Annotated in this window: 21 protein-coding genes and 2 pseudogenes; 18 read left to right on the top strand and 5 right to left on the bottom strand. The window is 57.6% G+C overall.

The annotated features are described in order from the left end of the window. Positions 1-79 precede the first annotated feature (79 nt). A complete protein-coding gene (locus ACFO5Q_RS17185; protein ID WP_197421032.1) occupies positions 80-1,339 on the bottom strand; it encodes an ATP-dependent nuclease in 1,260 nt (419 codons plus the stop codon). 218 nt (positions 1,340-1,557) lie between these two features. Further along, on the bottom strand, positions 1,558-1,806 hold the full coding sequence (locus tag ACFO5Q_RS17180; RefSeq protein ID WP_068147138.1) for a hypothetical protein: 249 nt from the start codon (positions 1,804-1,806) through the stop codon (positions 1,558-1,560). Positions 1,807-2,189: 383 nt separating this feature from the next. On the opposite strand from ACFO5Q_RS17180, the gene eat reads away from it, so the two are divergent. Continuing rightward, complete coding sequence (eat, locus tag ACFO5Q_RS17175) at positions 2,190-3,614, top strand: ethanolamine permease (RefSeq protein ID WP_068147139.1); 1,425 nt, start codon at positions 2,190-2,192, stop codon at positions 3,612-3,614. A gap of 33 nt (positions 3,615-3,647) precedes the next feature. Here the strand turns inward: eat and ACFO5Q_RS17170 are convergent, their stop codons facing one another. After that, complete coding sequence (locus ACFO5Q_RS17170) at positions 3,648-4,523, bottom strand: hypothetical protein (protein WP_068147141.1); 876 nt, start codon at positions 4,521-4,523, stop codon at positions 3,648-3,650. A gap of 355 nt (positions 4,524-4,878) precedes the next feature. Here ACFO5Q_RS17170 and ACFO5Q_RS17165 point away from each other — a divergent pair, with 355 nt between their 5' ends. From ACFO5Q_RS17165 to ACFO5Q_RS17105, 13 genes are all read left to right on the top strand, one after another. Next, complete coding sequence (locus ACFO5Q_RS17165) at positions 4,879-7,017, top strand: TonB-dependent receptor (RefSeq protein ID WP_068147143.1); 2,139 nt, start codon at positions 4,879-4,881, stop codon at positions 7,015-7,017. 103 nt (positions 7,018-7,120) lie between these two features. Then, positions 7,121-8,137: a PepSY-associated TM helix domain-containing protein gene (locus tag ACFO5Q_RS17160; RefSeq protein WP_068147146.1), complete on the top strand. Its 1,017-nt coding sequence runs from the start codon at positions 7,121-7,123 to the stop codon at positions 8,135-8,137. A gap of 58 nt (positions 8,138-8,195) precedes the next feature. After that, positions 8,196-9,290, top strand: a complete 1,095-nt coding sequence (locus ACFO5Q_RS17155; RefSeq protein ID WP_380084440.1) for an ABC transporter substrate-binding protein — start codon at positions 8,196-8,198, stop codon at positions 9,288-9,290. 58 nt (positions 9,291-9,348) lie between these two features. Next, positions 9,349-11,070, top strand: a complete 1,722-nt coding sequence (locus tag ACFO5Q_RS17150) for an ABC transporter permease (RefSeq protein WP_068147153.1) — start codon at positions 9,349-9,351, stop codon at positions 11,068-11,070. Next, a complete protein-coding gene (locus ACFO5Q_RS17145; RefSeq protein ID WP_068147156.1) occupies positions 11,063-12,139 on the top strand; it encodes an ABC transporter ATP-binding protein in 1,077 nt (358 codons plus the stop codon). The genes ACFO5Q_RS17150 and ACFO5Q_RS17145 overlap by 8 nt, the downstream gene beginning before the upstream one ends. Before the next feature lie 15 nt (positions 12,140-12,154). Then, entirely contained in the window at positions 12,155-13,024 is an 870-nt protein-coding gene (locus ACFO5Q_RS17140; RefSeq protein ID WP_068147159.1) for a carbon-nitrogen hydrolase family protein, read from the top strand. Beyond that, positions 13,021-14,520: a M81 family metallopeptidase gene (locus ACFO5Q_RS17135; RefSeq protein WP_068147162.1), complete on the top strand. Its 1,500-nt coding sequence runs from the start codon at positions 13,021-13,023 to the stop codon at positions 14,518-14,520. Before ACFO5Q_RS17140 ends, ACFO5Q_RS17135 begins: the two co-directional genes overlap by 4 nt. After that, positions 14,517-15,254 carry an aldolase/citrate lyase family protein gene (locus ACFO5Q_RS17130; protein ID WP_068147164.1) on the top strand — a complete coding sequence of 246 codons (738 nt, stop codon included), beginning with the start codon at positions 14,517-14,519 and terminating at the stop codon, positions 15,252-15,254. The genes ACFO5Q_RS17135 and ACFO5Q_RS17130 overlap by 4 nt, the downstream gene beginning before the upstream one ends. Continuing rightward, positions 15,251-16,756: an MmgE/PrpD family protein gene (locus ACFO5Q_RS17125; protein ID WP_068147167.1), complete on the top strand. Its 1,506-nt coding sequence runs from the start codon at positions 15,251-15,253 to the stop codon at positions 16,754-16,756. The genes ACFO5Q_RS17130 and ACFO5Q_RS17125 overlap by 4 nt, the downstream gene beginning before the upstream one ends. Next, a complete protein-coding gene (gene prpB / locus ACFO5Q_RS17120; RefSeq protein WP_068147172.1) occupies positions 16,756-17,649 on the top strand; it encodes a methylisocitrate lyase in 894 nt (297 codons plus the stop codon). Before ACFO5Q_RS17125 ends, prpB begins: the two co-directional genes overlap by 1 nt. Before the next feature lie 106 nt (positions 17,650-17,755). Continuing rightward, a complete protein-coding gene (locus ACFO5Q_RS17115; protein WP_068147175.1) occupies positions 17,756-19,105 on the top strand; it encodes a glutamine synthetase family protein in 1,350 nt (449 codons plus the stop codon). Positions 19,106-19,120: 15 nt separating this feature from the next. Continuing rightward, entirely contained in the window at positions 19,121-20,503 is a 1,383-nt protein-coding gene (locus ACFO5Q_RS17110; protein ID WP_068147192.1) for an aldehyde dehydrogenase family protein, read from the top strand. An 11-nt stretch (positions 20,504-20,514) separates the two neighbouring features. Beyond that, positions 20,515-21,699 (top strand): iron-containing alcohol dehydrogenase, encoded by a 1,185-nt coding sequence (locus ACFO5Q_RS17105; protein WP_068147178.1) that lies wholly within the window; start codon positions 20,515-20,517, stop codon positions 21,697-21,699. A gap of 6 nt (positions 21,700-21,705) precedes the next feature. On the opposite strand, the gene ACFO5Q_RS17100 is transcribed toward ACFO5Q_RS17105, so the two are convergent. After that, a complete protein-coding gene (locus ACFO5Q_RS17100) occupies positions 21,706-22,365 on the bottom strand; it encodes a GntR family transcriptional regulator (RefSeq protein ID WP_068147179.1) in 660 nt (219 codons plus the stop codon). A 126-nt stretch (positions 22,366-22,491) separates the two neighbouring features. Between ACFO5Q_RS17100 and ACFO5Q_RS17095 the strand changes: the two genes are divergently transcribed. The 4 genes and pseudogenes from ACFO5Q_RS17095 (at position 22,492) to ACFO5Q_RS17080 (ending at position 25,294) form a co-directional block, all read left to right on the top strand. After that, positions 22,492-23,409, top strand: coding sequence for a proline iminopeptidase-family hydrolase (locus tag ACFO5Q_RS17095; RefSeq protein WP_068147180.1), 918 nt, complete (start codon positions 22,492-22,494; stop codon positions 23,407-23,409). Between the two features lie 42 nt (positions 23,410-23,451). Continuing rightward, positions 23,452-24,357 carry a porin gene (locus tag ACFO5Q_RS17090; protein ID WP_197421034.1) on the top strand — a complete coding sequence of 302 codons (906 nt, stop codon included), beginning with the start codon at positions 23,452-23,454 and terminating at the stop codon, positions 24,355-24,357. An 11-nt stretch (positions 24,358-24,368) separates the two neighbouring features. Beyond that, positions 24,369-24,578 carry a porin gene (locus ACFO5Q_RS17085; protein WP_068147186.1) on the top strand — a complete coding sequence of 70 codons (210 nt, stop codon included), beginning with the start codon at positions 24,369-24,371 and terminating at the stop codon, positions 24,576-24,578. 82 nt (positions 24,579-24,660) lie between these two features. Beyond that, positions 24,661-25,294: pseudogene (locus ACFO5Q_RS17080) on the top strand (tyrosine-type recombinase/integrase). 106 nt (positions 25,295-25,400) lie between these two features. On the opposite strand, the pseudogene ACFO5Q_RS17075 reads toward ACFO5Q_RS17080, so the two are convergent. Further along, positions 25,401-25,669, bottom strand: a pseudogene (locus ACFO5Q_RS17075) (hypothetical protein); the annotation flags it as partial.

Below are 25,669 nucleotides of genomic sequence, written 5' to 3'. Positions count from 1 at the left end.
GGTGAAAATTTGTTCGTGGTCTTGCTCATAATGGCTCCTTTTACTCAGAAGTTGGAGCCTCCGGCAATCCCGGGGCGGTTCAGTTGAGGTAGTTCTTGAAGCCAAGTCCACTTACTACAATGACATCAATCCCCATCTCTTCTGGTAGTTTACCATGCTTATCTTTGAATAGCTTTTTGACGATAAGTTCGTCAGAAGGGCCTTCAACGAGTATTGCTTTTTGAGCCAATACAATTCGAAGAGTGTCATACCCTGGCAAACGCTTAATGCGTTTGATTGTTCCTGCATCTAAGTCTTTTAGCCTTGTATAATTTGCCCCTATCAAGCAGAGCTTATCCATGCTCAGCTTATTTAAAACATAGGAATTGTGTGTGGTAAGGAATAGCTGCTTGCCTGCATGGTGTAGTTCAACGTAACTAATCAATTTATTCAGACTCATGTGCGACAAATGGTTTTCGGGCTCCTCGATCAACACAAGGTCCAGAGTATCTGCATTATTGTGAAGTGCTAGCTTGATCTGAATTTGACATTGTTCGCCTTTCCCGATGTGGGCAAAGGGTACATCGTCCACGGCTAGGTGTAGGTTACTTTCCCAAGTTGAATTGGATTTCACGTCAGTAGTAATCTTGAGGCTTTTGGATGTGATCATGTGATCATTGTCTAGCGCCGCGTTTATTCGGACGACCTCAGCATCAGCATCAAATTGAGTTTTGGTTTGGCGATACGCAAAATTGAGTGTTGATCTAGATGCCTCGTTTAGGGTCTCATTGAGAATGTTATTGATATATTTGTTCTTGCCGAATGTTGGGTGCAACCTATCAGGTTCAACGCACAAGATCTTCGCGGGATTTACAAATTTGTTGAGCTTTCTCCATGCGAAGTCAAACCACTCAACTGAGTAAAACTCGGTAGGAAGAGAATTGACTTTTCCGTCTGCGAGTAATCTCCCATAGGTCGGTTCCAGTTCTGGGCTAATGCCAATTTTGACGAATATACCTGTGCAATTCTCGTTTAAACTGTTGTTGGTTCCCCTTAGCTCTTCAGGAGCATCTGCCAGGTAGGCCTCTATGAGGACCTCGGGTAATTTGTCGGCAGTCTTTTGGTCCTCGTTACTATCCAGAAATGCCTGAACCGTTTGATTGTTAAAAAACTCAGCAGTTAATTCACCTGCAAGTGGGCGACCATGAATCGTACAGTTCATGCAAGCCTCGATCGCTTCAAGGAGCGTGCTTTTACCGCTGTCGTTGTCTCCTACGATGATGTTGGTATCGCTGTTGAATTCAAAAGTGGCATTCTGGAATTTCTTGAAATTTCGTATAACCAATTTCTCGATATGCACGCTGATATCCTTGGTCTGAAGAATGGTGGCTTTGCAAGAGACTATCGCATAAGTGCAAGGATAACAATCTAAGGGGTTCAAGTTAAGCTTGCCCTCAAGCGCACCTATCGAACGTCCCCTTCTGGCCGAATACTGCCTTTAGTGGGAAGCAAGGCAGCCTTTGGTGCATGAGGTTACCAGTGCCCGCCTTAGTAGATGTGGATTGAAGGCACGGAACCTTAGCTAGGCAATCCGTCATTACCATAAAGGAATTTGTCTGCGTTCGCCGCATCGGCTTGGCCTTCTGAGCTTGCATTGAATGCACGCTCTGCTTTTGTCATTCTGCTCAGTCTCAATATTGTCAGGCTAATACCTGTATGGTCATCTTTGTCATCATCAATTTCCTCATCTGTGATGACATCGATTTCCAACAACTGATTTAGCAGCATCCGTCTCGCATCAATGCGTGCTTGTTCATATTTGCTCATCATGTCCTCTATTTTACAGGTCAAGATATAGTGCCTAAAGCAAGATCCTATATTGTTACAAACATATGGACTTTGGGCACGTAGTGCGAGATCTTATTCCCTTTCACTTCCTTGGGTAAGGGCACCATAACCGTCGTGATGCGCAAGGGACGTTGTTCGTCAGATAGCAGACACTCAGATTTCGAGATCGAAGGTCCCCTACTCGCCAGATGTGGTCATGCCTGTTTCGCTTTGAGGAACCACACGACATGCGGTCTGTCTTCAGCGGGGCAAGGGGGGGGGAGCCCCTGGAAGGTCTCATCGGGTGTTGCAACAAGGCGTGGCCTGTGGCTGAGAATTTGCTACATTGTGCGGCGGGCGAGCTTGGTAGAGGGGAGGATGGCATGGCGGTTGAAAAGGACATTTCAGGGGAAGCGTATCTCGCGAAACGACAGCTGCGTGCCGGAACGGCGGGCTGGCCGCTGCTGGTTGGCCTTGGCGTCGCCTATGTCATCTCCGGCGATTTCGCGGGCTGGAATTTTGGTCTGGCGCAGGGTGGCTGGGGTGGGCTTTTGCTTGCCACGGCCCTGATGGCCGTCATGTATACTTCGATGGTTTTCTCCCTGGCTGAACTTTCAGCCACAATACCTGCCGCAGGTGGGGGCTATGGCTTTGCCCGGCGCGCGTTCGGCCCGCTCGGGGGATTTCTGACCGGCACGGCCATCTTGCTTGAATATGCTGTGGCACCCGCTGCCATTGCTGTCTTCGTGGGGGCCTATCTGGACAGCCTGATGGGTCTTTCCGGATGGCCGGTCTCCCTTGCTTTTTACCTTCTTTTTGTCGGTGTTCATCTATACGGCGTTGGGGAAGCGCTGAAGTTGATGTTTGTCATCACGGCGCTTGCGGTTGCGGCGTTGATAGTTTTCATTGTCGCCATGGTGCCGCATTTCCAAGTATCCAACCTGTTCGATATCGTGCCCACAGGCGACGCGGGTACCAGTAGTTTCCTGCCATTTGGCGTTTTGGGCATCTGGGCGGCGATCCCCTTTGGTATGTGGTTCTTTCTGGCCGTCGAGGGCGTGCCCTTAGCGGCGGAAGAAACCCGGGACCCGGCGCGCAACATGCCAAAGGGCATGATCGGCGCCATGCTGGTTCTGCTTGTTCTCGCGGCCCTGATGTTGGTGTTGGCGCCTGGTGGCGGTGGGGCCGCGGCGATTTCAACCGCCGGTGATCCTCTTATCGCCGCCTTGGAAAGCCCGGCGGCCTATGGCGGTCCAACAATGGTTGGTACCATTGTCAATATCACAGGGCTGGCCGGGCTGACGGCCAGCTTCTTTTCCATCATATTTGCCTACTCGCGTCAGGTGTTCGCCTTGTCGCGGGCGGGGTATATCCCGCGCTTCCTGTCGCTGACATCGAAGCGCAAGACCCCCCATTATGCCCTGGTCATCCCCGGCACGCTCGGTTTTCTGCTGTCGCTCACCGGGGAAGGAGATCTTCTGATCCTGATCGCGGTGTTCGGGGCGTCCATATCCTATGTGCTGATGATGGCCGCACATATTGTCCTGCGGATCAAGGAGCCCGACATGGCGCGGCCCTACCGGACGCCCGGGGGCACCTTTACATCTGGTTTAGCCCTTGTTCTTGCCGTGCTGGCTTTGTTGGCCGGTGTGCTGGTGAACCCCGTGGTCATTCAATATGCCGCAGGCTTCTATGTCATCATGGTCCTCTATTTCATGCTGGTGAGCCGGCACAGGCTGGTGGCCCATGCGCCAGAGGAAGAATTCGCCTTGATTGAAGAGGCTGAGCGGGGGCTTGCTGGCAACTAGCCGATTGATTGCCCGCGCAGGCGAAGGGACGATCTAAGGGTGCTTTCCGGCCACGAGTGGCTGGCCGTTTTCTCCGCGCATATGTTCGGCGAAGAACCTGACGGCAGGGGCGACGAGGGGTCGGCAGTCGTGGCCGGCACCTGGAATTTCCTCAAGGGATACGGCCAGGTCTTGGGCCTGCCAGTTTTTATAGAGCGTATGCAGCCGGTCGATCCGGGTGACGCCGGCGTCATTGGCGCCGGGCATCCATTTGCCGCGACCGGGGCGATGGGTGATGGCATCGGTGTTTGTGTCTTCGCGGCCGACGAGAAGCTGTGCAGGCACCTGTCTCATGGCGGCCAAATCCAGAGACTTGCCAAACAAGTCTTCCATATTGCGGGTGCCGACCCACCAGTCCTGGCCCTGATCCAGGATGGTCACGGAACCGGGTGCCGCGATCGAGACAGCGGACAGCCGGTCAGGGTGCAGATAGAAGAAGCGGTGGGCAAAATGGGCGCCGCCAGAGAAGCCAAACAGCGCGAACCTGTCCACATTGATGCCATAGAGCGTGGCGGCTTCCTCGATCATCTGCAAGAGCAGCAGGTCGAAGCGGATATCGCGGTAGGCGATATATTTATAATTGTCATTGTCCTGGCGGTCGGCGATGCCCGAGGGGAACAGGGGGGCAAGGACGATCAGCTTCTCTTTTTCTGCGAGATCCGCGAACTGCATGCGGATGTCCTGATAGTCCCGGTCACTGCTGTGGACAGCGACCAGCAAACGATATCCCTCAGGACCGTCCTTGAGGATCGACCGGGGGGCGTAGGTGCAGAATGAAAAGCGTTGGTCATGTTGGCAGGCGATGGTGGTCGACGCCCCCAGATAGTAACCGGATAATTGATAATTGTATTCTGTCGTCTGACCAGGCACAGCCGGTAACTCCCCAATAAAGAATATAACACTGAACAGTAGCCCTTGATTCGAGCCTCATAAAAATAGTCGCCAATAATGGCTATAAAATCAAGAATATTTTACGTCATTCGGGCCGATTTGAGGGAAAATTAGTGTCGATGGAAGCAATATATCGCAGATTTCTTTGATTTTTATGTAAATTAACTACATGAAAAATATACATAATTTTTTGCACGGTCGCAATTTTCAGGTGTGGCACCAATTTGGCGTTGAAAAAGGCTACGAAAATGGCTACTATTTTATAAATCAGTTACGAGGAACCGCTTTCATGCGTGCTTGGGAATTTATAAATTGTTCTTTAGGGAGAAGAGACATGTTTTGTCTGTCAGGTGAAAAGCTGATGAGGTCTGCATCGGTGATCGCCATTTCAGTTGTGGGGCTGCCCGCTGCCGTTTCGGCACAGGATGCCGGGGCGTCCGACGGGGCGTTGATGGAGGAGATTGTTATCTCCGGCTCACGTTTGCCGGCATCCATTGAATCCATGCCGGGGTCGGTTACTATTATTGGCGAGGAAGAGCTTGGTAAGCAGCTTGCCGTGACGACAGACCTTGAGGCAATTCTGGGGCAGTTGGTGCCGGGTATGGGGACGAGCTCTGCGTCGCCCGCCAACTTCACCACCAGCCTGCGCGGCCGCAAGCCGGTGGTCTTCATTGACGGCGTGCCAATCACGCCGACACTCAATGATGTTGGCCGCGAGCTGCGCCTGATTGATCCGGCCGTCATTCAGCGCATTGAAGTGGTGCGTGGTTCGTCCGCTCTCTATGGCAACAGTGCCGGGGCCGGCTTCATCAACTATATCACCGGGCCAGGCAGGAAGGGCGAAAGCACTTTCACAACGGAAGTAGGGACGCAATTTTCCCTGACTGACCTTGGCAACGGGTTCCGTCCTTCCATCCGCCAGTCCATGAGCGGCGGGGGTGACAGCATCGATTATGTGGCGTCTGGCTACTATGAAAAAGTTGGCGGCTTCTTTGATGCCGACGGCGACCGGATCGCGCCTATTCCAAATGGCTTCAGCGGCCTCGCGGATTCCGACATCTATAGCCTTTATGGCAAGATTGGTTTCGATTTTGCCGAAGATCAGCGCCTTGAGGCCAGCATCAACAAATATCGCCAGAAGCAGGACACCGATTACACGTTGCTCGCTGGGGACGTGTCTGAAGGTATCAAGGCGACAGCCATTCCCAAGGATGGCACGGAGATCGAGGAAGCTGACCAGTTTCACAGCAACCTTGTCGGCACGCTGACCTATACTCATGACGATATCATGGGCACGGGGTTGACGCTTCAGGGATATTATCAGCGGTCGAAAAGCGTGTTCGACTATAACCCGAACCGTTTCCCGCTGACGGACAAGGCGTCAGCCCAGTCTGACACTGAATCCAAAAAATATGGCTTCCGCCTTGACCTGCGCACGCCGCTTGATTTCCTGTCGGATGGTGCCGAGCTGTTGTGGGGGGCGGACTATCTGCATGATGACACGGTCACCGGTCTTGTTGATGGTCGTGAGTTTGCACCCACCCAGGTTCTGAAAAGCCGTGCTGTGTTTGGTCAGTTGTTCATGCCGCTCTTTGATAAGCTCACGCTGACTGCGGGGGTCCGCCATGAAAAAGCTGACCTGACGATTGAGGATTTCACATCGCTGTTCACGTTGGCGGAAATTACCGGCGGCACGCTTGAGTATTCCGCAACGCCGGTGAATATCGGCCTGACCTATGATGTTTCCGATACGGTGAGCCTGTTTGGTGGCTTCTCGCAGGGCTTCGAGGTGGCGAGCGTTGGTCGTGTACTGCGGTCATACCCGGTGGATGTGAATGTTGTGATCCTGGATCCGGAACCCAACCTGATCGATAGCTATGAAGGTGGTGTGCGGACGCATTTCGAGAATTTCTCGACCGAGCTTGCGGTGTTCTACACCACATCCACGAATGCGCTGACCTTTAGCCCCGACCCGAACAACCCGGCCAACAATGTGATCGAGCAACGGACGGCTGATGAAGTGTATGGCATCGAATTTACCTTCAATGCGGATCTTTCCGACACCTGGCGGGTTGGTGGCAGCTATACCTGGCTTGAGGGCAAGGAAGACCGCGATCTGGACGGCACGTTCGAACGCTATATCCAGCATCGCCGTATCCCGCCACGCAAGATCACAGGTTATGTGGAGCATGATTTTGCCGATACGTGGAGCGTGCGCGTGCAGGGCCTCTATTCCGGGTCGAGGAAGAAATTCCCGGGCAGCACGGCCTTCTGGGAAGGCGATGTGAATGACTGGTTCCTGCTGGATGTGAGCGTTTCAGGCGAAGTGGGGCCAGGTACGCTGATTATTGGGGTTAATAATGCGCTGAATACCGACTATTTCACGCATATCTCCGAAACAGCGCAGCGGGATGACCGCTATTCCAAGGCTCCTGGTGCCACGGCATCGATCCGGTATCGCATCAGTTACTAAGGCGGTTCCTCTACCCCCACCCTCGACATGAGGGCCCCTCCCCGTGCCCACCTCGATTATAATTGGGGTGGGCACCCCTTTCTTGAGTGGAGAGTGCAGGCAAATGCGTCGGACGATTTATAAGTTTCACAAGTGGCTGGGCCTGGCCTTTGGCATGTTGCTGATGGCACAGGCGGGGTCTGGCGTGCTGTTGAGCTTCCGCCCGCAACTGCAGGCGTGGGAGCTTTCACGGCACCCTGCGGCCAGTGCGGAAATGGGTGTGAATGACGCGGTCGCCGCTGTGCTTGATGCCTTTCCAGGGGCAAGGCCTGAGCGGGTTTATGTCGCGGCTGAACTGGGCGACCCTTTGGCTGTCCGGTTGGCGGACAGCAGCGATCCCCGTTTTGTGGCCGTGTGGAGAAAGCATGACGTCCTGGCCGTGGCCGGGTTGCCGCTCCATGGGGCGCTGCAGTGGCTGTTTGAATGGCACGAGGGCCTTTGGTGGAGTGGTGCAGGGCGCTGGGTGCTGGTCTTTCAGGCTTTCCTGCTTATGGGTTTTGTTGTCTCGGGGCTCTATTTCTGGTGGCCGCTCCGCCATAAGCAGGGCCTGAAGGTCAAGTGGCGGTCACCACCCGTGCGCCGCTGGTACGATGTGCATAGGATCATTGGTATTTGTTCGGCGCCGTTTCTTGTGTTGGCGGTGCTGACCGGTGGGACAATGGCGGTCCGTGCCATGGCGGGCGGCAGCGCGCCTGTGTTGCCGGTGGGGCCGCGCGGGCCCGTCCAGGTTGATGAGGCATTCGAATGCGCTGCGTGTGGTCCGTTAAAGGAAATCCGCATGACGCCGGCTGGCGGCTACCGGCTGATCTACGCTTCAAAGAAGGCGCCCTGGCCGTTGGCTGCCGACAGTATCGCTGTGTCAGCGAAAGGGCGGGCCAGTCCGAGGATGGCGCAGGACGCGACTGCTGCCCAGAAGCTGCTTGGCTGGATGTATCCGCTGCATACCGGGAAGGCAATGGGGGTGTTCGGGCAACTGGTCACGCTGGTGGTGGGGCTGGCGCTGTCCGTGTTGCCTGTCGTTGGCGGGCTTCTCTGGCTGCGGCGGCGCCCCAGGAAGAAATCTGTTGCGTGTGGCGCATAAATTGGCTACTATTTTGATATTGAGTCATTCTTAGGAGGAAATTGTGGAGCTTGGGAGTTTGAGAACGGCGTTTATAGCGTCTGTGTTGGTGTGTGGGCTTTCCCTGGCAGGGGCCGGCGCGGCAGATGTGCCCGACTATTACCCGGCAGACTATGAGGCGATGGTGGAGGCTTCCAGGTCCGAGGGCAGTCTTCTGATCTATTCGAATATCGCAGAATATAATTGGCGGGATATCTTTGTGGGCTTCTCGAAAAAATATCCCTGGATCAAGATCGAGAGCATTGACCTGGGGCCATCCACAAGCTTCGAGCGCTACTATTCGGAAAGCTCTGTAGGCAAGCGGACGGCAGACCTGATCGTGACCGGTGCGCCTGACGGCTGGTACCGGTTCGCTGCGAAAGGCGGGTTGGCGCAGTACTCGTCACCTGAAGTCGAAAAGATGCCGGAGTGGAGCCGGCCGCTGCCAGGGCTTTACACGATCTCTGCAGATCCGATGGTGATCATTCATAACAAGCTGCTTTTGAAGGATGCGCCCGACAGCCTGGCCGATATCCGGGAGTTGACGGAAGAAGGTGGTCGGTATCGCGATAAGGTGACAACTTATAACGCCACCAGCCATTCCTTCGCCTATGATATTCACTGGTCAGTGACGAAGGCGTTTGGGGATGCGGCCTGGCCGCTTTTCGACGACCTGGGCAGCCTCACGCGGTCCGAAAGTGGTGGTGCCGTGATGGTGGAGAAGGTGACGAGCGGTGAATATGTAGCGGGCTATTTTGTCTCCGGTATCACAGTGTTCCAGCGGATGAACCAGGCGGGCCGCGACAAGATTATGGGATGGAGCCTGATCGAGGACGGTACCCCTGTTTTCCATCGCGGCATGGGGGTGACAACGGGGGCGGAAAGCCCGAATTCGGCGCGCCTGATGCTGGATTATATCCTTTCGCATGATGGCCAGGTGGCCGTTGGCAAAGGCGGGCTGACGCCGTATCGCCCGGACGTCGGGAAGGATGAAGTGCCATATCTTTCTTATGGAGGGATCGTCGATGAGATCGGCGAGGAGAATATCATCCATGTGGAATATGACCCCGAAGCCTATGAGCAGCGTGATGTATTTCTCGCCCGTTGGAAGCAGGCTTTCCGCATCAAAAACTGAGGTTCAACCACGTTGGCCGATGCAAACCTGAAAGCATCGGCCCAACGGAGAGTATGTTATGCAAAATGCAGCAGTATCTGAAGAACAGCCGTTCGGTGTGGTTTTTTCCAGGGCGAAACTGATCCAGTATTCTGTCGCGGTTATTGCGCTGATACTGGTGGCGGTACCCCTTGTGCCCATCATGTATCAGGCGATGCTCGACAAACCCATCTATGACGGGCAGGCGATCCTGACGCTGGATAATTTCAGCCGCTTGTTCGCCAACCCCAAATTCTATGAAGCTTTCAAGAACTCGGTGGTCCTGTCGGCGGTGACAACCGTCATCGCGGGTATTATCGGCGTGTCCACCGCTGTGTTCATCGGTCGTACCAACATACCGGGCAAAAAGTTTTTCGGTGAAGTGGTCTTGTGGCCCATGTATGTGTCTCATCTGGTTTTGGCCTTTGGCTGGTTCATGATGTATGGGCCTTCGGGCTATGTGACGCTGCTGGTCGAGGGCTGGATCGGTGGCAAGCCGTGGGATCTGTATACAATGGCCGGCATGGCCATCGTGGCGGGTGCAGCGCAAGCGCCGTTGGTGCATCTTTTCTGTGCGTCCTCGGTGGCGCGGGCCGATGCGTCGCTTGAAGACGCTGCCAGAACTGTTGGCGCCGGGCCCTTTACGGTGTTGCGCCGGGTCACGGTGCCTTTGTTGCGTCCCGCCATTACCTATAGCGCCATGCTGAATTTCATCGGGTGCCTTGAAATGCTGTCCGTGCCGCTCATTCTGGGGACGCCGGTAGGCAAGGACTTCTTCACCACCTTTCTCTATACGCAGGGATACAGTGGTTCCAATCCAGACTATGGCCTGATCGGCGCGGCCGCCTGTTTCCTCTTGGTAATGATCAGTATCCTGATCTATCTGCAGTCCAAACTTTTGAAAAAGGCCGGCCGGTTTGTCACGGTGAAAGGCAAGGCCACGCGCCCGAAGATATTCGACCTTGGGCGCTACCGCTGGGCGGTCTCCGCCGTGCTGGCGGTCTATTTCGGGCTGACGCTTTTCGTGACCGTTGGCGGGCTTGGGCTCAGGGCCTTCACCACTTTCCTGACACCGCTTCTGGCGCCATGGGAGTTGCTGACCCTCGATAATTTCGCGCTGATTTTCGAATATGACGCCTATCAGCGGTCAATCACCAACAGCCTGTTGGTGGCCGGGATTGGCGCTGCGTTTGCCGTGGGCTTTGTCAGCCTGATCACGGTGATCATTCATCGATCGGGTTTCCGGTTCCGGAAGGTGCTCGAGTATGTCGCCCTTTATCCGCGGGCTGTGCCAGGCATTGTCGCGGGCATCGGCTTCTTCTGGGGCATGCTGCTGTTCCCTTTCCTCGGGCCGCTTCACGGCACCATCTGGATCCTGATCCTGGCCTTCACCATGCGCACGATCCCCACGGCTTTCGGGGCCATTTCACCGGCGCTGATGCAGCTGTCGAAGGATCTGGACCAAAGCTCGCGTACCGTGGGGGCAGATTGGTGGAGCACCCAGCGCAAGATCATTCTGCCGCTTCTCCGCCCGGCGCTTTTCGGGGCTTATGTCCTCCTGTTCCTGTCCTTCCTGAAGGAATATGCGTCTGCAGCCTTCCTGTTTGCGCCCGGCAGCGAAATCCTGGGCACCACGATGCTGCAATTCTGGGTCAATGGCGACAGTGGCCCGGTAGCCGCGCTGGCGGTCATCCAAATCATTTTAACAATCACTTTTGTGGTCTTTGCCCGCAAACTGTTGGGAGTGAAAGCTTATGGGTAAGCTGATTATTGATAACCTGTGCAAGCATTTCGGCGCCGTGAAAGCCGTTGACAATGTCAGCATCACGGTTGAAGACGGGGAATTCCTGACGCTTCTGGGGCCATCCGGATGCGGCAAGTCAACCACCCTGTTTGCTGTCGCGGGCCTTGACCGGCCCACAAGCGGGCGCATTCTGGTGGATGATGTAGTGTTTTACGACGGCAAACAGCAGGCCATGATGCCGCCTGAGAAACGCAATTGCGGCCTGGTGTTCCAGTCTTACGCTTTGTGGCCGCATATGACGGTCCGCGACAATCTGGCCTTTCCGCTGGAAATTCGGAAAATCGGTAAATCCGAACAGCAGAAGCGCATCACTGACGCGTTGGCGCTCGTGGAGATGGAAACCTATCAGGACCGGTATCCGCACGAACTGTCTGGTGGCCAGCAGCAGCGCGTGGCATTGGCCCGCACACTGGTTTATGAACCGCGCTTGATGCTGCTGGATGAACCGCTTTCAAACCTGGATGCCAAGTTGCGGATTCGGGCCCGCCGCTGGCTCAAGGAACTGCAGGGGCGCCTTGGCCTGACAACCATCTATGTCACCCACGACCAGATCGAGGCCCTGACGCTGAGCGACCGCATTGCGGTGATGGAGGGGGGCAAGCTGGTGCAATTGGGTACGCCCGAGGAAATCTACAGCAGGCCGGTTTCGCCCTTCGTGGCCGACTTTATCGGCGCCAGCAACTTCATTGACGGGTTCGCAGGCGACGGCGCGGATGGGGCCGTCAGCATTTCACTTGCAGAAGGAGTGTCTATTCGGGCCAAGGCCCGCCCTGGAGTCATGAAAGGCAAGGCGGTGCGTGTAGCAGTGCGACCTGAAAATATTCGTCTTGTGAATGGCAGTGGTGTGCCAGATGGCAGCAATGCGCTTACCGCATCAATTCGTGACCGCGATTACCTGGGCGCGCGGTTCCAGTATATTCTGGATGTCTGCGGTACCGAACTGCGCATGGAGGCGGAGCAAAATCTTGAGGGAAGCCAAGTGGATATCAGTTTCACCCCTGAAGATTGCATTGCTTTCCCCGCTTAGGAATAGGAGGTCGCGATGGTCCATATCATCAATGTTGCCTGTATCCAGAATTGTGCCACCGACGACCTTCAGGGCAATCTGGCCTGCCTGGATGACCTGATCCATGAGGCCGTACATCGCGGTGCCGACACCGTGGCGTTGCCCGAAGCATGTGAGTTTCTGAGCGACGACAATGACGCGATGAAGGCGCATGCCAAGCCGTTGGACGATCATAGTGCCTTCAGGATGCTGCAGAGCAGGGCGGAGCGCCACAGGGTCTGGATGCTGATCGGCTCGCTGACGGCCAGGGATGAAAATGGCCTCATGGTAAACCGGTCGCTACTGGTTAACCCCAAGGGTGATCTTGTCAGCCACTATGACAAGATTCATATGTTTGACGCCAAGGTGCCGGGACAGAAAATGTCACGCGAGTCCGACCTGTATCGTCCCGGTACCAGGGCCAAGCTGGTGTCGCTGTTTGGCGCGGTGATGGGTATGAGCATCTGCTATGATGTGCGTTTCCCGCACCTGTATCGCAGCCTTGCCAAGGCGGGAGCGACCATTCTGTCGGTGCCTGCCGCTTTCATGCAAGCCACGGGCGAAGCGCACTGGCATTCCCTTTTGCGGGCGCGCGCCATCGAGAATGGCTGTTTCGTCATCGCCCCGGCACAAACCGGGCATCATTATGGTACCCGGCATAGCTATGGCCATTCCCTGATCGTCGATCCCTGGGGGCGGGTTATTGCCGATGCCGGGACCGAGGTTGGTGTTTCCATGGGCGCCATCGATCTGGATGAGGTTACTCGGGCGCGGTCGTCAATCATGAGCCTGAACCATGACCGCAGGTTCGAACCGCCCGCCCCCACTGCCATGCAGGACCCTGTCAACGGGCGGTGTGGCGCATGACCAAGGTGGCTGTTGCAGGCTTTCTGCATGAAACCAACAGTTTCGCGCCGGGGCTGACAGGCCTGTCGGCCTTTGAGGCTGCGGATGCCTGGCCGGGAATGGTTGTTGGGGAAGCAATGCTTGCTGCCTTTGGACAGTCGAATATTGCGATGGCCGGTTTTCTGAAGGCCGCCCAGGAGAAAGCCTGGGAGATTACGCCGCTCCTCTGGTGTTCCGCCGGTCCCTCCGGCGTGGTGGAAGGGGGCGCTTATGATAGCATATCGACTGATCTCTTGGCGCGTCTTGAGCTGGCCATGCCGGTGGATGCCGTGTTCCTGGACCTTCACGGTGCCATGGTTTCGGAAACGGAGACGGATGCCGATGGTGTGTTGCTGGGCCGGGTGCGCGCGCTGGTAGGACCGGACGTGCCGATTGTCGCAGTCCTTGATTTCCACGCCAATATCTCTGAGCACATGGTGGCTGCGGCAGATATGCTGGCGCTCTACCGCACCTACCCCCATGTGGATATAGCAGATACCGGGCGGCGGGCGGCGGGGTATCTGGCAGGGCTGCTTGAGGGAAGCCGACCGGAAAAGATTTTGCAGCCAATACCATTTCTATTGCCACTTGGCACGCAGGCTACACTGGATGGCCCCGTTGCCGCCCTGATGGCTGGCCTGCGGAAACTGGAAAGGGATACAGGCGCCAGGATCGAATTTGCCGCGGGTTTTCCGCTGGCTGATGCGTTCGAGACCGGGCCTGCGATTGTGACTTATGCGCCCGATAGAAAACTGGCCGAGGCCGTGGCGCACCAGTCTGCCGGGCTTCTGGCCGCGCGTGAAAAGGAATTCACGCTTCAGACGATGTCGCCGCGCGAGGCCGTGGCGGCAGCGCAGGAGGGGAGGCATGGGCATGGTCCCCTCCTGCTGATCGACACGCAGGACAATCCGGGCGGCGGTGCAGCGGGGGATACGGTGGGCCTGTTGCGGGCCATGATCGAAGGGGGGTGCCGCAGGGCCGTGATGGGCGTGCTGTATGACCCCGAAACGGCATTGCAGGCCCACAAGGTGGGGGTGGGTGGCGCGTTCGTGGCATCTATTGGGGCAAAATCCTGCCCGGGGCAGGAACTGCCCCTGCGGGGGCGGGCCAGGGTGATGGCGCTCGGTAGCGGTAATTTCGCTGGGACCGGCCCCTTTTACAAAGGGTGCAGTTTCGCTCTTGGCCCCATGGCCTGCCTTGAAGTCGGCGGGGTGCGGGTGGTGCTTTCCAGCGTCCGGCAGCAGGCGGCCGATCAGGCCATGTTCCGCCATGTGGGCGTTGAGCCCGCCGAGGCCGGAATTCTGGCACTGAAAAGTTCGGTCCATTACCGCGCGGATTTCGACGGGATCGCACGCGGCACCATCATTGTGAAATCGCCAGGGTTGAACACAGCCAGCCCGGCAGACCTGACATACCGAAACGTGCGCCCCAATGTTCGGGTTGCAGGCGGTGAGCAACTCAAAAGAGGTACAGTATGAAGCTGGGGGTGTGGCTCGCGACCGCCAACACGGCGGTGATCGAAATGGCCAAGGACCTGCGGGCTGATTTTGCAGTGTTCGATCTGGAGCATGGTATTTTTGACCCGACGGCTCTTGACGCCCTGGTTGGGTTCGCGGCTGCCCTGGGCGTGCTGCCGGTTGTAAAAGCCGGGGCGCCCGAGGGCCGTTTTGTGATGGAAGCGCTCGACCGGGGCGCGGCGGCCGTGCTGATCCCCCAGGTGCGGGACTATGGACACGCCCGCGATGTGACGGCCTATGCGAAATATCCGCCGCTGGGGTGCCGGGGGGCGTCTGGTGGACGAGTGTTCGGGTACAGGCCCGCGTCCGCGTCCTTCTATCGGGTCGAGGACACGCGCAAGCCCTGTTATGTCATGATCGAAACCGCGGGTGCCCTGGAGGATGTGGAGGCCATCGCGGCCCTGCCCACGGTGGACGGCCTGTTTGTTGGCCCGACAGATCTCGCCCTGTCACGGGGCCGGCCGGCATACGAACAATCACCAGCGGATTTTGCAGACATTGTCCGCATTGCGGCGGCTGCCAGGGCGGCTGGCAAACCTTGGATTTTTCCTGCCTGGTCGGAAGCTGAACAACGCTTTGCCTGTGACCACGGCGCCAGCATGATGGTGGTAACCAACGAGCACGGCGCGCTGAAGGCGGGCCTGCAGGCCGGGCTGGATAGTGCCCGCCAGCGTCTGGAGGCGGTGGGGGCATGACACCAGCGCTTCACACGGTCCGCACCTGGGCCGCGCATGAACAGCACCCGAGGCACGACGAACTTGCCTGGAAGCTGGCGGGTGTGGCCTTCGCCCCGCAGCCGGATGACGCTGTGGCAGATATGGTGATCAACCGCCTGATCGATAATGCCGGGGTGGCCGTTGCCGCCCTGAACCGCACGCCAGTGGCCGCCGCGCGGGCCCAGGCTCTCGCGTTCCCGCGCGCTGGTGGTGCGACACTTTTCGGTGTATCGCCCATGGTGCGGGTTGATGCGTCCTGGGCAGCCTGGGCCAATTCCGTTGCGGTGCGGGAGCTGGATTTCCACGATACCTATCTGGCGGCGGACTATTCCCATCCGGCCGACAATATCCCGACGCTTCTGGCTGTGGCGCAGCAGTGCGGTGCGTCGGGACGAAGCTTGTTACGCGCCATTGCGGTGGCCTATGAGGTTCAGATCGCCCTGACCCGCGGCATCTGCCTGCATGCCCACAAAATCGATCATGTCGCCCATCTGGGCGCGTCGGTTGCTGTGGGGATCGGCGCCCTTCTGGGGCTTGGCCGGGAGGTGATCTATCAGGCAGTGCAGCATGCGGTGCATGTGTCCTGTAGCACCCGGCAGTCCCGCAAGGGACAGATTTCCAGCTGGAAGGCCTATGCACCAGCCCATGCCGCCAAGCTGGCCGTTGAAGCCGTGGACCGCGCCATGCGAGGGCAAACATCGCCGTCGCCCATTTATGAGGGCGAGGACAGCATCATCGCCCGGCTGCTTGGCGGGGCAGGGCATGAGTATACGGTACAATTGCCGAAAGAAGGCGCGCCCGCCCGCTCCATTCTTGAAAGTTACACGAAGGCGTATTCGGCGGAATATCAAAGCCAGGCGCTGATCGATCTGGCCCTGCGGATGCGCGCTCGGATCGTCGATCTGGAAGAGGTTGCATCGATTGCCATCCATACCAGCCACCATACCCATCATGTGATCGGCACGGGAGCCGGGGACCCGCAGAAGATGGACCCGCTGGCCAGCCGCGAAACGCTGGACCATTCCATCATGTATATCTTTGCCGTCGCGCTTGAGGACGGATGCTGGCATCACGAGAGATCCTATTTGCCCGCCCGGGCGGCGAGGCCCGAGACCGGGCGCCTGTGGCAAAAGATCTCAACCGTTGAGGATGCAGGCTGGACCGCGCGTTACCATGCGGCAGACCCGCGTGAGCGCGCCTTTGGTGGGCGTGTGGAAATCCTGATGAAAAACGGCAGCCTGATCGAGGACGAACTGGCAGTCGCCGACGCGCATCCTGCTGGTGCCGCGCCATATGGCCGACCGGAATATATCGGTAAATTCAGGAGCCTTACAGGCGGGATACTGACTGTCGGTGCTCAGGACCTGTTTCTGGCATCTGCGGCAAGATTGAATGACCTGACGGCAGGGGAGCTGGATGCGCTGGTGCCAGAGCTGTCGTCCCATGATCTGCTCCAGATCACCAACGAGGCGATATTCTGATGCAACAGGCATTCGTCAGTGTGGCGGCAAAGCGCCAGACCTTTCGTGCAGGACTGGCATCAGGCAAGATGCTGCGGTTTCCGGGTGCGATTTCGCCCCTGTGTGCAAAGCTTATTGAACGGAAAGGATTTGATGGCTGCTATGTGTCGGGGGCTGTACTTTCCGCCCAGCAGGCGCTGCCGGATATCGGCCTCACCACCGCGACAGAGGTGATCGGCGCCAGCGGTGCCATATCGGCCGCAACAGCATTACCCACACTTGTGGATGCGGATACTGGCTTTGGCGAACCCGTCAATGTGGCGCGCACGGTGGCGGCGCTTGAGGCGGCCGGGCTCGCGGGCTGCCATCTTGAAGACCAGCGCCTGCCCAAGCGGTGCGGGCACCTTGACAACAAGGAACTGGTGCCCGTGGAGGATATGTGCCGCAAAATCCGCGCCGCGCGCGAGATACGCGCCGATGATAGTTTTCTGTTGATGGCACGCACTGACGCCCGCGCCCTTGAAGGGCTTGATGCCGCTACCGAGCGGGCGAGGGCCTATGTGGATGCGGGTGCCGACGCGGTCTTTCCGGAGGCGCTGGCGAATGAGGCAGAGTTTGAGGCATTTCGGGCGGCAATCGATGTACCGCTTCTGGCAAACATGACCGAGTTTGGAAAGTCGCCCTTGCTGTCGCTCGATCAATTGCGCAATCTGGGGTACAATATGATGATCTATCCGGTCACCCTGTTGCGTCTCGCCATGGCGGCCATGGAGCGGGGCCTTGATGTTCTTGCGCGGGACGGTAGCCAGGAAGGCGTTATCCCGGATATGCAGACGCGTGAGCAGTTGTATGACCTGCTCGACTATGACGGCTACGGCCGTTTTGATGCCAGTATCACCAATTTCCAGCTGTAGCGATTACCTTGGTGTTTCCCAGTGTTCAGTTAGCTGTTGCGGGCCTCATTTAATTGGCGTATAAATTGGCTACTATTTTAAAGCTTTGAATTACGGAGTGTGCAGAATGTTAAGCTTGGCAGAGGTCAGGGACCTGATATCCGAGAACAGGGACCGTCATGTGAAGATTGGGCTGTTCGATATCGATGGTATCCTTCGGGGCAAATATCTGTCGGCTGACAAATTCCTCTCGGCACTCGACGGTGGGTTCGGTTTTTGTGACGTGGTGATGGGCTGGGACATGAACGACCAGCTGTATGACAATGTATCTTTCACCGGATGGCATACCGGTTACCCAGACGCACAGGCCCGCATTGTGCCCGAAAGCTACCGGACGCTTGAGGCAGAAGGCGGGACGCCCTTCTTTCTGGCGGAGTTTACCGGCAAGGCGGCCGAAATCTGCCCACGAAATCTGCTGCAACGCGTGCTGAAGCGTGCCGAAAACATGGGTTATACCGTCAAGGCGGGCATCGAATATGAGTTTTTCGTATTCGATGAATCGCCGGAAAGCGCGCGGGAAAAGGGGTTTCGCAATCTGAAACCCATTTCGCCCGGGGCCTTTGGCTATTCGGCGCTGCGCTCGTGCGAGCATGCAGCCTTCTATCAGGCGCTTCTGAAAGGCGCGGCGGATATGGGCATTCGGATTGAGGGGCTGCACGAGGAAACCGGCGCCGGCGTCCTGGAAGCCGCGCTCACTGTGAATGACGGCCTGGCGGCCGCAGACAATGCGGCGCTTTTCAAGTTGATGGCCAAGGTAGTGGCCCGTGCTCACGGCAAGATGGCCACTTTCATGGCGAAAAGCTGCCAGCAGTGGCCCGGCCAGAGCGGCCATATGCATTTGTCTTTATGGAAGGGTGACCAGTCGGCGTTCTTTGACGAGAAGGCTGAGTACCGGATGAGCCCGGTCATGCGCCAGTTCGTTGCCGGCCAGCGCGATATGATGCCGGAAATACTGGCGATGATTGCCCCCACCATCAATGCCTACAGGCGGATGATCCCCGGCTTCTGGGCACCCACCACATCTACCTGGGGAGTGGAAAACCGCACCTGCGCCCTGCGGGTGATCCCGGGCAGCAAGAAAAGCCAGCGGGTCGAATACCGGATTTCTGCGGCGGACGCCAACCCGTATCTGGCACTTGCGGCGGCCATCGCTTCCGGCTTGTGGGGGATAGAGAATGGTCGCGACGCCGGCGAACCGAAGACAGGCAATGCCTATGACATCTCAGTGGGCGACGAGCACAAGTTGCCGCTGACGCTGTGGGACGCGGCCCAGCGCTTGCGGGCAAGCGAGGCGGCGCGCGACTGGTTCGGTGATGCCTTTGTCGACCATTTTGCCGCCACGCGGGAGTGGGAGGAGCGTGAATTCCGCAAGCATGTCACCGATTGGGAACTCAATCGATATTTCGAAATTATCTAGGTGTGGGTCAGTAGTATGTCAGTAAAAACCGTTTCCCCCATTGATGGCCAGATCGTTGTCGAGCGGCCCTATGTTGAGAACGATCAGGCATTTGCCTGTATTGATAAAGCCGGTGCCGTGCAAGCCGTGTGGGCGGATGTGCCGGTGAAAGACCGGGTGACGCTGCTTGGCAGGGCTGTGGACCATATGGTGGCCCACACCGATGACCTGGCGCGCGAGATCACATTGCAGATGGGGCGACCCATCAGCCAGACACCGGGTGAGATTGCCGGCATGGCCACCCGTGCGCGCTATATGCTCTCCATTGCAGAGGAGGCGCTGGCCGACCTGCCGCGCCAGGCCCCTGAAGGGCAGCATCATTTCATCCGCCGGGCACCCCTTGGGGTGGTGCTGGTTATCAGTCCCTGGAACTATCCGTATCTGACGGCTGTGAATGTCATCATCCCGGCGCTCGCCGCAGGGAACGCGGTGGTGCTGAAGCCGTCAGCGCAGACCCCATTGATTGGCGAGCGGTTCGCGGAGGCTTTCGAGGCGGCAGGCCTGCCTGCGGGCCTGTTCCAGTGCCTGCATCTGAGCCGTGAGACAACAACTGCCGTTGTTCGAGAGACCAACATCCATCATGTCGCCTTCACCGGCTCTGTCGCGGGCGGCAAGGAAATGGAAACAGCGGCGGCTGGCCGGTTCCTCAGCATGGGGCTGGAGTTGGGCGGCAAGGACGCGGCCTATGTGCGCGCAGACGCAGACATCCAGGCTGCGGCCGAAGGGCTGGTGGATGGTGCCATGTTCAATTCGGGTCAGTCATGCTGCGGCATTGAACGCATTTATGTGGCGGCGCATCGGTATCAGGAATTTGTCGAGGCCTGCGCGGCTATTGTGAAGGGCTATCGTCTGGGCAACCCGATGGACCTGGCGACCACGTTGGGGCCGGTGGTGAATGTGGCCGCGGCCAGTCACATCAGGAGCGAAATTGCGAAAGCCATCGCCGCAGGTGCGACGCCGCTGGTGGATGAGGCAGCCTTTGGCATGGCCAAGGCCGGAACACCTTATGTGGCACCCCAGATTCTGGTGGATGTGGACCATTCCATGTCCATCATGACAGAGGAAACCTTCGGGCCGGTCGTGGGCATCATGCCGGTGGAAAGCGATGAGGTGGCGATCGGCCTGATGAATGACAGCCCTTATGGCCTGACGGCCAGCATCTGGTCCCGTGATGAAGCGGCCTCCCTGAAGATTGCGGACAAGCTTGAGGTGGGTACCGTGTTCATGAACCGGTGTGACGCGCTTGAACCTGCCCTGGCGTGGGTGGGTGTCAAGGATACCGGCAAGGGCTGCACCCTGTCGCGCTATGGCTATGATGCCATGACGCGGCCAAAATCTTTCAACTTCAAATATTCTTAGGGCCTATTGCCATGACATCGGAACAGGTAAATTTCTCAGCAAACTGGAACTATCCCACGGCGGTGCGCGTCGGCGCGGGCCGCGTGCGGGAACTGGCGGCATTGTGCGCGCAGTTCGGCATAGCCAAGCCGTTGGTGGTGACGGACAGAGGCACCGCGAGCCTTCCGTTCACCGTGGCGATCATGAGGCAACTTGGTGATGCGGGGGTGCAAGCTGCGCTTTTTGATGCTGTCGACAGCAACCCCACGGTCACGAATGTGGAAGAAGGGGCGGTGGCGTTTCGGAGCGGCGGGCATGACGGTGTAGTGGCGCTTGGGGGCGGAAGTGGCCTTGATGCAGGGAAAGCGATCGCCCTTTATGCCGGGCAGGATCGCCCGCTGCGGGATTTTGAAGACGCGGGCGACAATTGGATGCGGGTGAACGAAGCCGGGGTGGCGCCTGTGATCGCCGTGCCGACAACGGCCGGTACAGGGTCCGAAGTGGGGCGGGCTTCCGTCATTACCTTCCCGGACACCCATGAGAAGAAGATCATCTTTCACCCGACAATGCTGCCAGTGGCGGTGTTGTCAGACCCTGAGTTGACGGTTGGCCTGCCGGCAGGTCTCACGGCTGCGACGGGACTTGATGCCTTCACCCACTGTTTCGAGGCCTATTGCGCCCCCGGCTATCATCCGATGGCAGATGGGATCGCGCTTGAAGGGATGCGGCTGATCAAGGCGTGGCTGCCGGTGGCCTATTCGGAACCCGGTCATATCGAGGCCCGCACCCATATGCTGGTGGCTGCCAGCATGGGGGCAACCGCTTTCCAGAAGGGGCTTGGTGCGGTTCATGCGCTCAGCCATCCCGTGGGGGCCTTCTATGGCGCGCATCATGGGCTAGCGAACGCGGTATTCCTGCCCTATGTGATGCTGAGGAACCGGCCTGCCATCGCGGAGAAAATGGCGCGGCTGGGGGCCTTTCTGGGTTTGGAGAATCCCGGGTTCGATAGTGTGTATGAATGGGTGATGGACTTCCGGGCGCTGTTTGATATCCCGAACTCAGCCGAAGTGCTTGGTGTTCGGGAAGAAGATATTCCCGCGCTTGCGGCAGCCGCAGAGGCAGATCCGTCGATGGGGGGAAACCCATGCCCGATCAGCCGGGAAGGATTGGCGGACCTGTTCCAGAGGGCGTTGGCGGGGAAGCTTTCCCCCGCCTGAGAGTGCTCAGGACTTTTCGTCCGTTACCGGCTTCGAGAATTCCCGCCAGCGATTGAGGTGCCGATAGATGGTATAGTTCAATCCATCGCCGTCCCGGCTGCGCAGCATTTCGACCATCTGACGGTGATCCTCGTTACTGGCTCGCATGCCAGCAACCGTTTCCCAGCCGCCTTCCCGACCGGGAAGGCCGCGATCCCGCAGTTCCCGGATTTGAGTGATCAACAGGTCGTTGCCACCTATTGAGTAGAACCTGTTATGGAAGGCCATGTTGAGGTCGGTCAGTTCTGCCCGGCTGGCGGTATCGATCGCGGCTTCAAAGTCTTCCACCATCTGGCTCAGCTCGGCCACGTCGTCGTCGGAGCATTTCTGCACCGCGAGGCGCCCGGCAGCGGTTTCCAGAATGGTCCGCACTTCATAGAGTTCGGCCCGCTCACGGTCTGACGGGTTGATCACCCTGTACCCGCGGTTCGGGACATGGTCGATCAGGTGTTTGGCGGCCAGCGCGGACAACGCCATCCTTACCTCGAATCGGTTCGCTTTATACCGATTTTCGATGTCAGCCTGCTTAAGCCACTCCCCCGGACGGAAATATTCTCCCAGAATATCCGCCTGCAATTGCTGTGCGACGCCAATTTCTGCCGCTTCCGCTGTGTTTTTCCTTGCCATATGATAAATAGTAGCCAATATTGTTAACAGATTTAATCGCCTATAATTTATAGCAGCAATCGGCGGCCAATGCCAGTGTCGTGTTCGGGCGATTTGGGTTCAGATATGTAAACAGTGGAGGTGACGATGAATGCGCCCAGTGCCAACCCTAAGACGTCAGTGCCGGAGAGAAAACCGGACGATATAATCCGTGTCCGCCTTGTGGAAGGCTATGATGTGGTGGCCTACAGTTTTGGCGCGGGCGACGATGTGCTGTTCTGCGCCAATGGCGGGCCGGGCCTGCCGTGCGACTATGTGCGCGATAGCCACAGCGTGATGGCGGACCGGGGCTTTCGCGTGGTGGCGTGGGACCAGCTTGGCTGCGGCCAGTCCGACCGGCCGGAGGATGCGAGCCTGTGGACGCTGGAGCGCTATGTGGCGGAAGCCGAACAGGTTAGGAAGGTGCTAGAGCTGGGGAAGGTTCATTTCCTTGGCCAGTCCTGGGGGACCTGGATGGGCACGGAATATGCGCTGACCCATCAGGAAAAGCTGAAGTCCCTCATTCTTGCCAATGGCAATTGCAACATCCCGCATCTTGTGCGGGAACTGAACCGGTTGCGCGAGGCCCTGGGGCCGGAAACCGTTGCCATGATGCAGCGTCATGAGGCAGAGGGGACACTCGACCATCCAGAATATCAGGCCGCCATCACCATACTGAACTACCGCCATGTATGCCGGCTGGATGAATGGCCGGCAGCGGTGAACCGGTCGCTCGAGGACTGGAACATGGGGCCTTATATGACCATGCAGGGCCCGAACGAATTCACTTACACGGGCAATATGAAGGATTGGAACCGCATACCGGACATGCACCGGATCACAGTGCCCGTCTTGTTGTTGAGCGGCTTGTATGACGAACTGACACCGGCCGGCACGGCGGAAATGCACCATGCGCTTCCGAATTCGGAAGTTCGGATTTTCAAGAACAGCTCCCACATGCCGTTCTTCGAGGAACCGGAAGCCTATTTCGACTGTCTTGAAACATTCCTGCGGAAGGTTTCCTGAAGCTGACAACCGGGCCGACAGGCCCTCAATATGATGGAATTCATGATGACAAGACGGTGGTGTGCAAGCACCCTCGCTGGAGGGCTTGTGGCCTTTTGCAGCGGAAGCGGGGCAGTTTTTGCGGGCGACATTGATTTTTTCGGCCTGCTGCAGCTGGATGCCCTGGATGTCCATGCGGCCGACAATCAACAGCTGTCGGCAGGCAATGGCCTGCGGGCTTTGAAAACCGGGATAAAGGCGCGATTGTCCGAGCGCCTGGACACGCAGGTTGAACTTGCGGTGTCATCAAGCGGGGATGTCAGCCTGGATGACAGTTTTGTACGCTATCGCCTGGGCGACAATATGGCGCTCTCTTTTGGCTATCTGAAGATCTATCATACTCTTTCGGCGGCGACGAGCGAGACGGTCGGCGGCCTGCCGGAACGCAGCTTGGCCTCCAACGCGTTTGAGGTGGGCACTGGCGGCCAGCTTGGCGTGTTTCTTCAAACCGGTGGCGGCAATTGGAGTGTGCAGACGGGCGTGTCGTTTGATGACCTCAACGATGATACCGCCGACACCAATGGCTGGGGCCTGCATGCGCGTGCCACCTATGCACCCATTCTGGCGGAAGAGGCGTTCCTGCATGTGGGCCTGTCGGCCTATTACCGCGATGAAGACGACAATCTGCTGTTCCTGTCGGCCCGGCCGGAAGCCTGGCTTGACGGCGGCAGGATGTTTGCCAGTGGCCTCGTTGAGGCGGACCATTACCGCCATGCCAACATTGAGCTTGCGACCTCCAGCGGGCCCTGGCTTTTCGACGCCGAATATGGCGGCCTTCGCACGAAAGGCAGGGAGGCCCACAGCTATGACGGCGGTCACATTGCCGCAAGCTATGTACTGACGGGTGAACACCGGGCCTATGACGCCGGGGCGGGGAAATTGAAGGCCTTCAGCCTTCACGACCGGTGACAGAAGGCAGTATGGGCGCCTGGGAAGTCGCCGTCCGCTATAGCCGCCTCGACCTGCGCGCTGGCGGTTTGGGCACCTATGGCCGTAACTGGTCGGCGTCCTTGAACTGGTACGTGACAGAAAACGTGCGCCTCATGATCAGTGCCACGGATTTCAGCACTGACGGCGACACACACCAAAGCGGCCATACTGTTGGGCTTCGCATGCAATTTGGGTGGTGAAGTAATGACCGCAGAGGGCCAGAAAGTGCGCTAGGTTGATAGGAGTAGAATGACTGTTTCCTGATCATAAAGGAGACAGATCATGAAACTCTTCTTTCATCACGGAAATGCCCATCAGCCCTGGAACAAAGGCAAACTGATAGGGCAAAAGCCACCTCTCAAACTGAAGGAGATTGGGGCGATCCGCATTCGCCTGCAATTGAAGGCTGCGGTTCGTGATCTTGCTCTATTCAATCTAGCGATCGACAGCAAGTTGCGCGCCTGTGATTTAGTGAAGCTCAAGGTCTCGGATGTTTGCGAAGGCTCAGAGGTGAAGCGTCGCGCAATGGTACTGCAGCAAAAGACAGGTAATCCGGTCCGATTTGAAATCTCGAAGCAAGTCCAAGCTCGGGAATCCATTTTGAAGTGGATCGCGAAGTCTGGGTTGGGGAATTCAGACTATCTCTTCCCCCAGCCGGATCGATCGAACTCGGCACCCCTCAATGCGTCAATATGCCAGGGCGACGAAAGCCTGGATCAGTGATATTGGACTGGACCCAAGCAGCTATGGAGCGCACTCGCTCAGGCGTACCAAGGCTCCGCTCATCCACAAGCAAACCAAGAACCTTAGGGCGGTACAGCTACTCTTGGGGTATTCGAAATTGGAAAGTACGGTTCGCTATCTTGGTATTGATGTCGATGATGCCCTCGAAGTTGCTGAGCAGCTGGAAATCTAAAAGCAGACACTCAGAGCGACCACTTTGGTGGTCGCTCTCTCGCCAGGAGTGGACATAGAAAAAGGGAGAGCCGAAGCTCCCCCAGCGCCACAGTAACCGAATGCAGCTAGAGGTCCAACGTGGCGGATTGGAGGTCCGATAAGGTTAGTCCCACCAGGAACACGGAAGAGCCATCTCCGGTGTCGATCAAGACGCCGTCTTCACCGCCGGCTGTTGTTTCCTGGCTGGCAGCCAGAACATCGTCAATCGATGTGAAGTCCGTATTTGTGTTCACCAGATAGAGGGTATCAAACGCGGTGTCGAAATCGTCCACAACATCATTGCCGTGATTGTTGCCGAAGAAGAAGGTGTCCGCACCATCACCGCCGATCAGCA

It is taken from the genome of Kordiimonas lipolytica, from assembly GCF_042651265.1.
Lineage (GTDB): Bacteria > Pseudomonadota > Alphaproteobacteria > Sphingomonadales > Kordiimonadaceae > Kordiimonas > Kordiimonas lipolytica.
This window is presented reverse-complemented; position numbering and strand designations above follow the sequence as displayed.